The organism is Aquamicrobium aerolatum DSM 21857 (genome assembly GCF_900113935.1).
Classification (GTDB): domain Bacteria; phylum Pseudomonadota; class Alphaproteobacteria; order Rhizobiales; family Rhizobiaceae; genus Aerobium; species Aerobium aerolatum.
Genome location: NZ_FORF01000001.1, coordinates 218,192 through 233,771, shown reverse-complemented (window position 1 = coordinate 233,771; position 15,580 = coordinate 218,192). Strand labels below are relative to the sequence as shown.

12 protein-coding genes are annotated in these 15,580 nt (G+C 60.6%); all 12 read left to right on the top strand.

What is annotated here, in order from left to right:
• Positions 1-72: 72 nt before the first annotated feature.
• On the top strand, positions 73-1,605 hold the full coding sequence (locus BMZ42_RS01095) for an acyl-CoA carboxylase subunit beta (RefSeq protein ID WP_091517628.1): 1,533 nt from the start codon (positions 73-75) through the stop codon (positions 1,603-1,605).
• Positions 1,606-1,612: 7 nt separating this feature from the next.
• A complete protein-coding gene (gene yghU / locus BMZ42_RS01090; RefSeq protein ID WP_091517626.1) occupies positions 1,613-2,527 on the top strand; it encodes a glutathione-dependent disulfide-bond oxidoreductase in 915 nt (304 codons plus the stop codon).
• Between the two features lie 11 nt (positions 2,528-2,538).
• Positions 2,539-2,916 (top strand): hypothetical protein, encoded by a 378-nt coding sequence (locus BMZ42_RS01085; RefSeq protein ID WP_091517625.1) that lies wholly within the window; start codon positions 2,539-2,541, stop codon positions 2,914-2,916.
• Positions 2,917-2,997: 81 nt separating this feature from the next.
• On the top strand, positions 2,998-5,004 hold the full coding sequence (locus BMZ42_RS01080) for an acetyl-CoA carboxylase biotin carboxylase subunit (protein WP_091517623.1): 2,007 nt from the start codon (positions 2,998-3,000) through the stop codon (positions 5,002-5,004).
• Entirely contained in the window at positions 5,004-7,142 is a 2,139-nt protein-coding gene (scpA, locus tag BMZ42_RS01075; RefSeq protein WP_091517621.1) for a methylmalonyl-CoA mutase, read from the top strand. Before BMZ42_RS01080 ends, scpA begins: the two co-directional genes overlap by 1 nt.
• Positions 7,143-7,231: 89 nt before the next feature.
• Positions 7,232-8,305 carry an enoyl-CoA hydratase/isomerase family protein gene (locus BMZ42_RS01070; RefSeq protein WP_091517620.1) on the top strand — a complete coding sequence of 358 codons (1,074 nt, stop codon included), beginning with the start codon at positions 7,232-7,234 and terminating at the stop codon, positions 8,303-8,305.
• A gap of 79 nt (positions 8,306-8,384) precedes the next feature.
• Positions 8,385-9,179 (top strand): 3-oxoadipate enol-lactonase, encoded by a 795-nt coding sequence (gene pcaD, locus BMZ42_RS01065; protein ID WP_091517618.1) that lies wholly within the window; start codon positions 8,385-8,387, stop codon positions 9,177-9,179.
• A gap of 63 nt (positions 9,180-9,242) precedes the next feature.
• Positions 9,243-11,333 (top strand): 3-hydroxyacyl-CoA dehydrogenase NAD-binding domain-containing protein, encoded by a 2,091-nt coding sequence (locus BMZ42_RS01060; protein WP_091517617.1) that lies wholly within the window; start codon positions 9,243-9,245, stop codon positions 11,331-11,333.
• 69 nt (positions 11,334-11,402) lie between these two features.
• Positions 11,403-12,584 (top strand): acetyl-CoA C-acyltransferase, encoded by a 1,182-nt coding sequence (locus BMZ42_RS01055; RefSeq protein ID WP_091517615.1) that lies wholly within the window; start codon positions 11,403-11,405, stop codon positions 12,582-12,584.
• 13 nt (positions 12,585-12,597) lie between these two features.
• Positions 12,598-13,800, top strand: a complete 1,203-nt coding sequence (gene pimC, locus BMZ42_RS01050; protein WP_091517613.1) for a pimeloyl-CoA dehydrogenase large subunit — start codon at positions 12,598-12,600, stop codon at positions 13,798-13,800.
• 18 nt (positions 13,801-13,818) lie between these two features.
• A complete protein-coding gene (locus BMZ42_RS01045) occupies positions 13,819-14,967 on the top strand; it encodes an acyl-CoA dehydrogenase family protein (protein WP_091517612.1) in 1,149 nt (382 codons plus the stop codon).
• 164 nt (positions 14,968-15,131) lie between these two features.
• Complete coding sequence (locus tag BMZ42_RS01040; RefSeq protein WP_091517610.1) at positions 15,132-15,467, top strand: protein tyrosine phosphatase family protein; 336 nt, start codon at positions 15,132-15,134, stop codon at positions 15,465-15,467.
• The last annotated feature ends 113 nt before the right edge of the window (positions 15,468-15,580 follow it).

Genomic DNA, 15,580 nt, shown 5'->3' with positions numbered 1-15,580 from the left:
CCAAAAAACGGATCGAAAAGACCACCAAGAAATCCGTTTTGAATAAATTCTAAGGTCTGCGAGGGTCACGCTGTGCGTAACATATTGGAACAATTGGCAGATCGTCGTGCGCAAGCATGGGCAGGCGGTGGCGAAAAGCGCATCGCCACGCAACATGCAAAGGGCAAGCTGACCGCGCGCGAACGGATCGAAGTCCTTCTGGATGAAGGATCTTTTGAAGAATTCGACCTTTACGTCGCCCACCGCGCCGTCGATTTCGACATGGCTTCGCAAAAATATCCCGGCGACGGCGTCGTCACGGGCTGGGGCACGATCAATGGTCGTCTGGTGTACGTCTTTTCGCAAGACTTCACCGTTCTCGGCGGCTCCCTGTCGGAGACCCACGCGCAAAAAATCTGCAAGATCATGGACATGGCGGTGCGCAACGGTGCGCCTGTCATCGGCCTGAACGATTCGGGCGGCGCGCGAATTCAGGAAGGCGTCGCCTCGCTCGCAGGTTATGCCGAAGTCTTCCGCCGTAACGCAGAAGCCTCTGGAGTCATCCCACAAATCTCCGTCATTATGGGCCCGTGCGCCGGTGGCGCGGTCTATTCGCCGGCGATGACCGACTTCATCTTCATGGTGCGCGACTCGTCCTACATGTTTGTCACCGGACCGGATGTCGTCAAAACCGTGACTAATGAAATAGTTACCGCAGAGGAGCTTGGCGGTGCGCGGACCCATACGCAGAAATCGTCAGTCGCTGACGGTGCCTATGACGACGATGTCGAAGCTTTGGAACAAACACGCCGTTTGTTCGACTTTCTGCCGCTTTCGAACCGAGAAAAGCCACCGGTCAGGCCATTCCACGATGATCCCGCCCGCGTCGACATGCGGCTCGACACGTTGATCCCGGATTCCGCCAACAAGCCCTACGACATGAAGGAACTCATCCTCACGCTTGCCGACGAGGGTGATTTCTTCGAGATCCAGGAGGCGTTCGCCCGCAACATCATCACCGGGCTGATGCGCATCGAAGGCCAGACGGTCGGCGTCATCGCCAATCAGCCGATGGTGCTCGCCGGTTGCCTCGATATCGATTCTTCGCGCAAAGCCGCCCGTTTCGTGCGTTTTTGCGACGCCTTCCACATTCCGCTGCTCACGCTCGTCGACGTTCCGGGCTTTCTTCCGGGCACCGCACAGGAATATGGCGGCGTTATCAAGCACGGTGCCAAGCTGCTGTTTGCCTACAGCCAGGCAACTGTGCCGATGGTGACGCTCATTACCCGCAAGGCTTATGGCGGTGCCTATGACGTGATGGCATCCAAACATATCGGCGCGGATATCAACTATGCCTGGCCCACCGCAGAGATCGCAGTGATGGGTGCCAAGGGCGCGACGGAAATTCTCTATCGGTCGGAACTTGGCGATCCAGAAAAGATTGCCGAACGCACCAAGGAATACGAAATCAACTTCGCCAATCCATTCAAGGCTGCCGAACGCGGCTTTATCGACGAGGTGATCATGCCTCATTCTTCCAGAAGGCGTATTGCCCGCGCGTTCGCGATGCTTCGCACCAAGAAGCAGGAGCAACCCTGGAAGAAGCACGACACCATGCCCCTGTGAGGCCCAAATGACTGACAACACCAAGTTTCCACCTGAAAACAACCTGCCTGCAGGCTACGTTCCAGCGAAGGTCTGGACATCGGAAAACGCCAACGGCGGTGCTTTTGCCAGCATCAATCGTCCGATCTCCGGCCCGACTCATGAGAAGGAACTGCCGGTCGGCAAACATCCGCTTCAACTTTATTCGCTCGGCACGCCAAACGGCGTCAAAGTGACGATCATGCTCGAAGAGCTGCTTGCCGCCGGCCATAAAGACGCCGAATACGACGCGTGGCTGATCAAGATCGGCGACGGCGATCAATTTGGCTCCGGCTTTGTCGTGATCAATCCGAACTCGAAAATCCCTGCACTGGCAGACCATGCTCCGAAGGGCGGCGGCGAGCCGCTGCGCGTTTTCGAATCCGGCTCGATCCTCGTTTATCTCGCGGAGAAGTTTGGCGCTTTTCTGCCGACGAACCTGCGTACCCGCACCGAGACGATGAACTGGCTCTTCTGGCAGATGGGGTCTGCGCCGTTCCTCGGCGGCGGCTTCGGCCACTTCTTCGCCTACGCGCCAATGAAGATCCAGTATGCAATCGATCGCTATGCGATGGAGGTCAAGCGCCAGATGGACGTGCTGAATCGCCATCTTGCTGACAACGAATATATGGCAGGCAGCGACTACACGATCGCCGACATGGCGATCTGGCCATGGTATGGCCGCCTTGCCCTTAACCAGTCCTATGAAGACGCAGGCACATTCCTGTCGACCCACGAATACGAGCATGTTCAACGCTGGACGAAACAGGTCGGCGACCGCCCAGCCGTGAAGCGTGGATCGATGGTCAACAAGACGTCAGGCAACCCCGCAACCCAACTGCACGAACGCCACGATGCTGCGGATTTCGACACGAAAACCCAAGACAAGACCGGCAAGGCCTGAGGATATCACTGATGGCTAAACTGCCGGACATGACCAAACACCGCGGCTTTCCTTCTGGGATGCCGGGAACCGGGTATCAATTCACCATTCGTCGGGCGAACCCCAAGGGCGTCACGCCGATTAAGGCGCTGCCCCGCAAGGCAAGGCGGGGCTCGCCCGAATATCTGGTCGACGCAGCGTTCCTGCACGCTCTGTGGCACTATTTTGGAGCAGAGCCGTTTGAGCGCGGAAATCTTGATGCCGGACGTCTCAATTACCTGCTTGGCCGCGAGGTGGTTCCGGCAGACGATGACTTCGACCCCACATCCTACGACACGATGCTTCAGATTGATGAAAGCGTTGCCCGTACGAGCATGCCCGAAGCGTTTCATGACGTGATGGAGGTATGATGATGATCCGGCTGAACACTGCAAATCGTTCGTCTCACTTCAATCCGGCCTGCGCCGTACCGACAGAGAAAACCGTCTGACATGTTCAAGAAGATCCTGATCGCAAATCGCGGTGAAATCGCCTGCCGGGTCATCAAGACCGCCAAGAAGCTTGGCATCGCTACGGTCGCTGTCTATTCGGACGCAGACCGCGACGCCTTGCATGTAAAGATGGCAGACGAAGCCGTTCACATCGGCCCTGCACCGTCGAACCAGTCCTACATTGTCATCGAAAAGATCATAGATGCGATCCGTCAGACCGGCGCTGATGCGGTGCATCCCGGCTACGGCTTCCTGTCGGAGAACTCAAAGTTTGCCGAGGCTCTCGACAAGGAAGGCGTTGCCTTTGTGGGGCCGCCAGTCGGCGCGATCGAAGCGATGGGCGACAAGATCACCTCCAAAAAGCTGGCGGCGGAAGCAGGCGTTTCGACCGTCCCCGGCCACATGGGACTGATCGAGGACGCAGAAGAAGCTGTCCGCATCTCAAAGTCCATCGGCTATCCGGTGATGATCAAGGCGTCTGCGGGCGGCGGTGGCAAGGGCATGCGTATCGCGTGGAACGATGCCGAAGCGCGCGAAGGCTTCCAGTCTTCCAAGAACGAAGCGAAGTCGTCCTTCGGTGACGACCGCATCTTTATCGAAAAATTCGTCACGCAGCCGCGTCACATTGAAATCCAGGTGCTCGGCGACAAGCATGGCACGGTACTTTATCTCGGCGAACGCGAATGCTCGATCCAGCGCCGCAACCAGAAGGTTGTCGAAGAAGCGCCCTCGCCCTTCCTCGATGAAGCCACCCGCAAGGCAATGGGTGAGCAGGCAGTCGCGCTGTCGAAGGCAGTCGGCTATCACTCCGCTGGGACAGTAGAATTTATCGTCGATGGCGAGCGCAACTTCTACTTCCTCGAAATGAACACGCGCCTGCAGGTCGAGCATCCGGTGACGGAACTGATCACCGGCATCGACCTCGTGGAAGAAATGATCCGCGTTGCAGCGGGCGAAAAGCTGAAGATCGGGCAGAATGACGTCAAGCTGAATGGCTGGGCGATTGAAAGCCGTCTTTACGCCGAAGATCCATATCGCAATTTTCTGCCTTCAATCGGTCGTCTGACGCGCTATGCGCCGCCCGAAGAAGGGACGCAGGACGACGGCTCAATCATCCGCAACGACACTGGCGTGTTCGAAGGCGGCGAGATCTCAATGTACTACGATCCGATGATCGCGAAGCTGTGCACCTGGGCACCGACGCGCGACAAGGCGGTCGAAGCGATGTCGGCAGCGCTGGACGACTTTGAGGTCGAAGGGATCGGTCACAATCTGCCGTTTCTCTCTGCGGTCATGGAACATCCGCGCTTTCAGTCCGGCCATATCACGACAGCGTTCATTGCGGAGGAATGGCCGGAAGGCTTTGGTGGCGTTGTGCCAAGCGACCAGCAGGCGCGCACGCTGGCAGCGGTGGCGGCCTTTATCAACCACCGCATCCAGAAACGTGCGGTCCTCATTTCCGGCGTTCTCGCAAACCATCCGCGCAAGGTTGGCCGAGACTGGTCGGTGAAATTGAACGGATCGGGTGAACTGACGGTCACTGTAAAGGAGGACGGCAGCAAGACAATCGTCGGCTTTGATGACGACACGTCGCTGTCCATCACGTCCAACTGGTTGCCGGGCCGTAGCCACGCCCATTTCATCGTTGGCGGACGACGCATTGGCGTCAAGGTGCAACAAAACGGCTCCTGGCTTTGCCTGCGCTGGCAGGGCATCGACGTAAAGACCTATGTTCGCGCACCGCGCACGGCAGAGCTTGCGCGCCTGATGCCTGAAAAGCTGCCACCAGACACCTCAAAAATGCTGCTGTGTCCGATGCCCGGCGTGGTGACCATCATCGCTGTCAATGCAGGTGACGAAGTGCAGGAAGGTCAGGCGCTGGCCACGGTCGAGGCCATGAAGATGGAGAACGTGCTGCGCGCCGAGCGCCGCGGGATCGTCAAGCGCGTGGCGGTCGAGCCAGGCTCCAGTCTCGCTGTCGACGAACTCATCATGGAGTTCGAGTGATGACCAATCCAGATCTCGACAAATGGCGGGCGCTGGCAGAAAAAGAAGTCAAACGCGACCCTGATACGCTGACCTGGGAAACGCCGGAAGGCATTGCGGTCAAGCCGCTCTACACGGCGGACGATCTTCAGGGCATCGAACATTTGGATTCGCTGCCGGGCATCAAGCCCTTTGTGCGCGGCCCGCGCGCCACGATGTATACGGGCCGTCCGTGGACGATCCGCCAATATGCGGGGTTCTCGACCGCCGAGGCGTCGAACGCGTTTTACCGCAAGGCGCTCGCAGCAGGCCAGCAGGGCGTTTCGGTGGCGTTCGACCTTGCAACGCACCGAGGCTATGACAGCGACCATCCGCGGGTGGTCGGCGATGTCGGCAAGGCGGGCGTCGCGATCGATTCCGTCGAGGATATGAAAATCCTGTTCGACGGCATTCCGCTTGGCGAGATTTCCGTGTCGATGACGATGAACGGCGCGGTGATTCCGATCCTCGCCAACTTCATCGTTGCCGGCGAAGAACAGGGCGTCTCGCGCGCGCAACTGTCCGGGACCATCCAGAACGACATCCTCAAGGAGTTCATGGTCCGCAACACTTATATTTACCCGCCCGAGCCTTCGATGCGCATCATTGCGGATATCATCGAATACACGGCAAAGGAGATGCCGAAGTTCAATTCGATCTCCATCTCCGGCTATCACATGCAGGAGGCGGGAGCGACGCTGGTTCAGGAACTGGCATTCACACTCGCCGACGGGCGCGAATATGTCCGCGCCGCGCTGGCAAAAGGCCTCGATGTCGATGCGTTTGCCGGGCGGCTGTCCTTCTTCTTCGCCATCGGCATGAATTTCTTCATGGAAGCCGCCAAGCTGCGTGCTGCGCGTCTTCTGTGGACGCGGATCATGGAGGAGTTCAATCCGAAGAAACCTGGCTCGCTGATGCTGCGTACACACTGCCAGACCTCCGGCGTGTCGCTGCAGGAGCAGGATCCGTACAACAACGTTATTCGCACTGCCTATGAAGCCCTGTCGGCAGCACTCGGCGGCACCCAGTCGCTGCATACCAACGCGCTTGACGAGGCGATTGCGCTGCCGACCGAATTTTCGGCGCGTATCGCCCGCAACACCCAGCTCATTCTCCAGCACGAGACCGGTGTGACTAAAGTGGTCGATCCACTGGCGGGCTCCTACTATGTCGAAAACCTCACCAATGAACTCGCCGAAAAGGCCTGGGCGCTGATCGAGGAAGTCGAAGCGATGGGCGGCATGACCAAGGCGGTCAATGAAGGCCTGCCCAAGCGCCTGATCGAGGAGGCCGCAACCCGCAAGCAGGCCGCCATCGACCGCGGCGACGAAGTGATTGTCGGTGTCAACAAATACCGGCTCGAGCAGGAAGACGATCTCGACATTCTCGACATCGACAATGCGGCGGTGCGCGAGGCGCAGATCGCCCGCATCGAAAAGATGCGCCGCCAGCGCGATCCGAAAAAATGGCAGGACACCATCGACGCCCTGCGCAAGGTGGCACAGACTGGCGAAGGCAACATCCTTGAAGCGGCTGTTGAGGCGGCACGCGCGCGCGCCACGCTGGGTGAAATTTCCGACGCGCTGCGTGATGCGTTCGGCGATCATGCGGCGGTACCGAAAGTCGTGCGCAAGGTCTACGGCGCGGCCTATGCAGGTGAGCCGGAATATGAAACGCTGACCCAGCGCCTCGAAGATTTCGCCAAGGTGCTTGGAGAAACGCCGAAACTTCTCGTCGCCAAGCTCGGTCAGGACGGCCATGATCGGGGCGCCAAGATCATCGCCTCAGCCTTCGGCGACATCGGGTTCGAGGTGATCGCTGGCCCGCTGTTCCAGACACCTGAAGAGGCCGCAGACCTTGCCGTTGCCAGCAAGGTTCACGTCGTGGGCATGTCGTCGCTCGCGGCTGGCCACAAGACACTGGCGCCGCAACTTGTCGAAGCCCTGAAGGCACGGGGCGCGTCGGAGGTGATCGTCGTCGTCGGCGGTGTGGTTCCAAGACAGGATTACCAATTCCTGCTGGACAATGGCGTTGCCGCTGTTTTCGGTCCGGGCACCAATGTCCTCGACGCGGCACGCGCGGTGCTCGACCTGATGCAAGGAAAGCGGCGAAACGAATAGGCCCCACTCGCCCTGTCACCTTTCGGCCTGCTCTTCCAAGTCCGGCCCGAGCGGCTATTGTGCCGCGTAAATTTCGAGAGGAACCCAAGATGACCAATTCCCTTGTCGCCGAGCCAGAGATCCTGTTTGAAAAGCGCGGTCGCGCCGGGATCATCACGCTGAACCGTCCGAAGGCGCTGAACGCGCTGAGCGGCACGATGGTCAGCCTGATGCACCCGCAGATGGTGGCATGGGCGAGCGACGACAGCGTCGAACTCGTCATCATTCGCGCTGCGGGCGAAAAGGCGTTCTCCGCTGGTGGTGACATCCGCGAATTGCACGAATGGGGCATCGCGAAAGACCCGGCGATGCGCGTCTTCTACCGCGAGGAATATATCCTCAATACTTATATCAAGGAATATCCGAAGCCCTATGTGGCGCTGATCGAAGGCATCATGATGGGCGGCGGTGCGGGCGTGGCCGTGCATGGCAGCCACCGCGTCGTCGGCGAGCGGCTGATGTTTGCGATGCCCGAAACCGGAATCGGCTTCTTCCCTGACGTTGGCGGCACCTATTTCCTGCCGCGCATGCCGGGCAAGGTCGGCACCTGGCTGGCGCTGACCACTGCACGCCTTGGCCAATCCGATGCGCTGTGGGGCGGCATTGCAACGCATGCGGTCGCGTCCGCCGATATGGACGCGGTGCTCGACGCATTGTGCGCCGATGGCAACCCCGACAAAACGCTGGCGCGCTTTGCCACCACGCCGCAGGCAGGACCGACGCAGGCTGTGCTCGATGTTATCAACCGCTGCTTTGCTGCAGACACGGTGGAAGAAATTCTCGCGCGCCTTGACGCCGAAACTGGCGATCACGCCGAATGGGCGCAGAAGCAGGCCGCGATGATGCGCGCCAAATCACCGACCAGCCTGAAGATCGCCCTACGCCAGATGCAGGATGGCGCCAAGGCCGACTTCGAAGAGTGCATGCGCATCGAGTATCGCATCGTCACGCGGATCGCCGATGGCACCGATTTCTATGAAGGTGTGCGCGCCGTCATCATCGACAAGGACAATGCGCCGAAATGGCAGCCGGCGACGCTGGAAGCCGTGTCGGATGCCGATGTCGACGCGTATTTCGCGCCCTTGCCGGACGAACTCGACCTGAGCAACCCCGCACAGTTCTGAATTTGTCACATCGTGATTGACTCCGACTTCGCACCTGCAACATACTAGCCGGTATGTTTCAGGAAGGGGAGGAACTGCCATGGCGTTTGCACGCGTAAATGACGTCGTTTTGCACCACGACGTACGCGGCAAGGCAGATGGGCCTGTCGTCGTCTTTTCCAACTCCCTCGGGACCGACTTCCGCATCTGGGACGAGGTCGTCGCTTCACTGACCGATCGTTACCGTGTCGTCCTTTATGACAAGCGCGGACACGGCCTTTCGGAAGCGACGCCCGCACCGTACCGGATGGACGATCATGTCAACGATCTGGCTGCACTGCTCGACCATCTGGGCGTGGACGCAGCCGCTGTCGTCGGCCTTTCGGTCGGCGGCATGATCGCGCAAGGGTTGGCCTCCCGGCGGCCAGACCTCGTGCGCGTGCTGGTGCTGTGCGACACGGCACACAAGATCGGCACCGCCGAGATGTGGAACGCCCGCATTGATGCCGTAACCGCCAACGGCATTGCGTCGATGGGCGATGCGATCATGGAACGCTGGTTCACGCCCGCCTATCGCGTGCCCGAAAACGCTGATTTCGTCGGCTACACGGCGATGCTTACCCGTACCACAGTCGACGGCTATGCCGGAACCTGCGCAGCTTTGCGCGATGCCGACTACACCGAAACGACGCGGGCGCTGACGATTCCAGTTTTATGCATCGTTGGAGATCAGGACGGGTCTACTCCCCCTGACCTGGTGCGCTCGACGGCGGCACTCATCAAGGGTGCGCGATTTGAGCTGGTGCGCGATGCCGGCCACATACCTTGCGTAGAACAGCCGGTGGAAACCTCGCGGCTGATCGGAAGCTTCCTGAGTGAAGCTGGCTGGCACTGACCACGCCGCAAACTTATTTGCCAATTTGCCAACTCCCATTGGCGTTGAACAGGGACTGATAGAATGAGCGAATACGTCACAGTGACCCACGAGGGTGGCATTGCGATCATCATGATCGACAACCCGCCGGTGAATGCCATGAGCTTTCACCTGCGCCAGCCGCTCTACAAGGCCATCGAAGCCGCGCGCGACGACGCCTCGGTCGAGGGCGTCGTGCTCGCCTGCGCGGGACGCACCTTTGTTTCCGGCGCTGATATCAGCGAGTTTGGCTCCGAAAAAGCACTGGCAAGCCCGAGCCTGCCGGAACTGTGCAGCCTGCTGGAATCCCTGCCCAAGCCTGTCGTAGCCGCCATTCACGGCACCACGCTTGGCGGCGGGCTCGAACTGGCAATGTCATGCCACTACCGCGTGGCCGACAAGGGCGCGAAGGTCGGCCTGCCGGAAGTAAAGCTCGGCTTGCTGCCGGGCGCCGGCGGCACGATCCGCCTGCCGCGCCTGACCGGCCCGGAAACCGCCGTCAAAATGATCGTTTCAGGCACGCCAATCGGTGCGGCGCAGGCACTGGCTGCCGGTGTCGTCGATGCCGTGGTCGAGAGTGACCTCACGGCAGAAGCCGTGAAATTCGCAAAAGGCAAAGCCACCGAGGGTGGTCCGCATATCCCGGTGAGCGCCCGTGACGACAAGCTGGTAGCAGCGCGCAATGATCTTGCCGCATTCGACGCGGCGGCCAAGGAAGCGACCAAGAAATCGCGTGGCCTCGACGCGCCGCTGGCATGCGCCCAGTCGGTGCGCAACGCCATCACGCTGCCCTTCGACGAAGCGCTGGCCAAGGAGCGCGAGCTGTTTATCAAGCTGGTGTCCGGTGACCAGTCGCGCGCCCAGCGCCATCTGTTCTTCGCCGAGCGCGAAGCCGCCAAGGTGCCGGGAATCGGCAAGGACGTGCAGCCGCGCAACATCGCCAAGGTCGGCGTCATCGGCGCCGGCACGATGGGCGGCGGCATTGCCATGGCGTTCGTCAACGGCGGATTGCCGGTCACCATTCTGGAGATGAGCGACGAGGCGCTCGACCGTGGCTTTGCCACCATCGAAAAGAACTATGGCATCTCGGTTTCGCGCGGGTCGCTGACCGAAGAGGCCAAGGCCAAGCGTATGGCCAGCTTCTCGCGCACGACCGACTATGCCGACCTTTCCGATTGCGACCTCATCATCGAAGCGGTGTTCGAGGAAATGTCGGTGAAGAAGGACGTGTTCGCCAAGATCGAAGCTGTCGCCAAGCCGGGCGCGATTCTTGCCACTAACACGTCCTATCTCGACGTCGACGCGATTGCCGCCAACACCAGCCGTCCACAGGACGTCATTGGCCTGCACTTCTTCTCGCCCGCCAATGTGATGAAGCTCCTGGAGATCGTGCGCGGCAAGGAAACCGCTGCTGACGTGGTGCTGACCGCGCTTCAGCTCGGCCGCAAGATCGCCAAGGTTCCGGTCGTCGTCGGCGTCTGCCACGGCTTCGTCGGCAACCGCATGCTTGGTGCGCGCGGCGAAGACCTTGAAGCGCTGCTGCTGGAGGGCGCTTCGCCAGAGCAGATCGACCGCGTGTTCACCGATTTCGGCTTCGTGATGGGGCCGTTTGCGATGTGGGACCTGGCTGGTCTCGACATTGGCTGGCGCAACCGCAAGTCGCTCGGCAAGACCGCTGTCATCGGCGACGCCGTCTGCGAGATGGGCCGGTTCGGCCAGAAGACCGGCAAGGGCATGTATCTCTACGAGAACGGCTCACGCACGCCCAAGCCAGACCCGGAAATCGCGGCGCTAATCGAAGACAAGACCAAGGAACTTGGCATCGCGCGCCGTGAGATTTCGGATCAGGAGATCATCGAGCGCACGATCTATCCGATGGTCAACGAAGGCGCGCGCATTCTGGAAGAGAAGATCGCCGCGCGTCCGTCCGACATCGATATTGTCTGGATCAACGGCTATGGCTTCCCCGTCGGCAAGGGCGGACCGATGTTCTGGGCCGACCTCGAAGGTCTGTCGAAGATCGTCGCGCAGCTCGACCACTGGCATGCCAAGACCGGCAAAGCTGTGTTCGACCCCGCGCCGCTGCTGCGCTCGTTGGCGGAAACCGGCGGCAGCTTTGCAGCGATGAAAGCCTGATTTTTGGAACGGCCCATGGCTTCACAACCATGGGCCGCTTTGTTTTGACAGTTCAAGGAGATCCTCATCATGGCTGAAGCCGTCATCGTTTCCACCGCCCGCACCCCGATCGGCAAAGCCTATCGCGGCGCATTCAACGACACCGATGGTTCAACACTTGGTGCCCACGCGATCAAGCATGCGCTCGAGCGCTCCGGCCTCGACGGGGGCGAGATCGAAGACGTGGTGATGGGCTGCGCCATGCAGGAAGGCACAACCGGCCTCAACGTCGCACGACGCTCGCTGCTCGTCGCCGGTCTGCCGGTGACGGTTGCCGGCACCACCATCGACCGCCAGTGCTCGTCGGGCCTGCAGTCAATGGCGCTTCTGGCCAACGCGATCCGCAATGATGGCGTGATGGCGGGCATTGCAGGTGGACTGGAGTCGATCAGCCTCGTGCAGAACGATCACATGAATCGCTATCGCCTCGTCAACAAGACGCTCACCGGACCTGCCGCTGACGTCTACATGCCGATGATTGACACTGCGGAAGTGGTGGCGACGCGATATGGCATCTCACGCGAGCGTCAGGATGAATACGGCCTCGAAAGCCAGCGCCGTGTTGCCGCTGCTCGCGAAGCCGGGCTGTTCGATGCCGAAATCGCGCCGATCAAGACGCGGATGGCTGTGATCGACAAAGAGACCAAAGAGATCAGTCACCGCGACATCGAACTTGCCCACGACGAAGGTCCGCGCGCCGACACCACAGCGGAAGGCCTTGCTGGCCTCAGGACCGTGCGCGAAGGCGGAACGATCACGGCAGGCAACGCAAGCCAGCTCTCGGACGGCGCGTCGGCCAATGTCATCATGAACTCGAAGGAAGCCGAAAAGCGTGGGCTGCAGCCGCTCGGCATCTTCCGAGGCTTTGCCGTCGCGGGTTGCGAGCCCGACGAAATGGGCATCGGCCCGGTCTTCGCGGTGCCGCGTCTGCTCGAACGTCACGGCCTGAAAGTCGACGATATCGGCCTGTGGGAGCTGAACGAAGCGTTTGCCGTGCAGGTGCTCTACTGCCGCGACCGTCTCGGCATCGACCCGGCCAAGCTCAACGTCAATGGCGGCGCGATTGCAGTCGGCCACCCCTATGGCATGAGCGGCTCGCGTCTGGCCGGCCATGCGCTGATCGAGGGCAAGCGTCGCGGCGTGAAATATGCCGTGGTGACCATGTGCATCGGCGGCGGTCAAGGCGCTGCCGGCCTGTTCGAGATCAACTGAGTCGGAGGGGAAGATGGACCTGCGTTACACGGACGAACAGCTGGCATTTCGCGACGAAGTGCGGGCTTTTCTCACGGAAAACCTGCCGGAAGAGATTCGCGCTCGCCTGATCGACGGGGAGAAGGTGCGCAAGGAAGACCTCGTCTTCTGGTCGCGTGTTCTCAACGAAAAAGGCTGGGCAGTGCCGCACTGGCCGGTCGAGCATGGCGGCACCGGCTGGGATCCGATGAAGCAGTACATCTTCCTCGAAGAGACGCAGAAATGGCCGGCGCCGCAGCCGCTGGCCTTCGGCGTCAACATGGTCGGACCGGTGATCGCCACCTTCGGCAACGCGGGGCAGAAGGCGCATTACCTGCCCCGTATCGCCAATCTCGACGATTGGTGGTGTCAGGGCTTCTCCGAGCCCGGCGCGGGCTCGGACCTTGCTTCGCTGAAAACCCGCGCGGTGCGCGACGGCGACCATTATGTCGTCAACGGCCAGAAAACCTGGACCACGCTCGGCCAGTTTGCCGACTGGATCTTCTGCCTGGTGCGCACCGACCCGGAGGCGAAAAAGCAGTCCGGCATCTCGTTCCTGCTGATCGACATGAAGACGCCGGGCGTCGAAGTACGTCCGATCCAGACCATCGACGGCGGCCATGAGGTCAACGAAGTATTCCTCACCGATGTGCGCGTGCCGGTCGAAAATCTGGTTGGTGAAGAAAACAAGGGCTGGGACTACGCAAAATTCCTGCTCGGCAATGAACGCACCAACATTGCCCGCGTCGGCATGTCGAAGCAGCGCATTGCCCGCATCCGCGAGCTGGCGGCGCTGGAACTGTCGGGTGGACGTCCGTTGCTGGACGATCCGCGCTTCATCGAGAAGCTGACCGCCGTCGAGATCGAGCTGAAAGCGCTGGAGCTGACGCAATTGCGTGTGGTCGCTGCCGACGCCAAGCGCGGCAATACCGGCAAGCCCGACCCGGCCTCGTCGATCCTGAAGATCAAGGGCTCGGAAATCCAGCAGGCAACGACGGCGCTGCTGATGGAAGTGATGGGACCGCACGCATTGCCCTATCATGAGGACGAAATCGACGGCTCCAACGAACTGCCGATTGAGCCGGATTATGCTGCCTCGGCCGCACCGGGTTATTTCAATTTCCGGAAGGTCTCGATCTATGGCGGATCGAACGAGATCCAGAAGAACATCATCGCCAAAGCCGTTCTCGGGCTCTAGGAAAGAGAGGAACACAGCATGGATTTCGATCTTTCCGAAGAACAGTCGATCCTCAAGGATTCGCTCGATCGTCTGCTTGGCGACACATACGGCTTCGAGGACCGCAAGCGCTACATGGCGAGCGCCGAAGGCTGGAGCCCGCAATTGTGGAGCCAGTACACCGAGATGGGCCTGCTCGCCCTGCCCTTCGCGGAAGAAGATGGCGGGCTTGGCGGCACAGCCGTGGAAACGGCCATCGTGATGGAATCGCTCGGCAAGGCGCTGGCGCTGGAGCCGTATTTCACCACCGCGATCCTCGGCGGCGCGTTCCTGCGCTACGGCGGCAATGATGACCAGCGGGCGCGGTACATCCCGGCCGTGGCTGAAGGCGCGCTCAAGCTTGCGTTCGCGCAGGTCGAGCGCAACTCGCGCTTCGATTTGCACCATGTCGAGACGACAGCTCGCAAGGACGGTTCGGGCTATGTGCTCAACGGCCAGAAAAGCGTCGTGCTGCATGGCGACTGCGCCGACAAACTGTTCGTCACCGCACGTACGGCCGGCGATGTCCGCGATGAAAACGGCATCGGCGTGTTTCTCGTTGACGCCACGGCGCAAGGCGTCACCGTGCGTGGCTACCGCACGCAGGATGGCCTGCGTGCCGCCGAAGTGACGTTCGACAATGTGGCGGTCGGGGCCGAGGCGGTGTTCGGCGATGCTGAAAACGGCTTGCCACTGGTGCGCCGCGTCGTCGACACCGGCATCGCGGCCCTTGCCGCCGAGTCCATCGGCGTGATGTCGGCGATGCACGCGCTGACGGTGGACTATCTGAAGGTGCGCAAGCAGTTCGGTGTCGCTATCGGCCAGTTCCAGGTGCTGCAACACGCCGCCGTCGACATGTTCGTCGCGATTGAACAGGCGCGGTCCATATCGCTTTACGCCACGATGATGGCCGACAGCGACGATGCCACCGAGCGCACCCGCGCGATACACGCGGCCAAGGCCGAGATCGGCCGGGGCGGCAAGATCGTCGGCGAAAACGCCATCCAGCTGCATGGCGGCGTCGGCATGACGATGGAATATGCAGTCGGACATTATTTCAAGCGCATGACGATGCTCAATATCGCTCATGGCGATGCGGATTATCACCTGCGCGCGCTGGCTGCGATGGGTGGCCTGCTGGCGGCTTGAAGCACGTCCCCTGAAAGTCGGACCCGGTTTCGGGAGACAGGCGTGCGACACGCTTTAGGCTGCGTTGCTCCTGTTATTCGTGTTGGCTTTACGCGCTCGCGTCCCTTGGCAAGAGGGACGCGAGGGCATAGATGTTCCGCACATTCTCAGCTTAGGACGTTGCCATGGAAATTCGTCAGATCACCGAAGACTATTCGGTCTCGCCGCAGGTGGGTATCGAACATATTCCACTCATCAAAGCTGCGGGCTTCAAGAGCGTCATTGCCAACCGTCCGGACAACGAAGATGGTGCGGTCGCTCACACGGAAATCGAGACTGCCGCACGTGAGGCAGGTCTTGAATTCCGCTACATTCCGGTGATCAGCGGACAGATGACGCAGGAAAACGTCAGCGACCAGGCGTCGGCAATCGAGGCACTGCCTAAACCCGTGCTCGCCTATTGCCGCTCGGGAACACGCAGCGGTAATATTTTTGCGCTGGTGCAGGAAGGCAAGCGGTAATCTCCCGACCATGAAAAACGCCCGGCAGCGCCGGGCGTTTTTTCTTGAAGCGTATCGCAATCTTTCAGATTCGCACCTTGCGCTTTAGCTCCTTGTTTTTACGCATGTCTCAG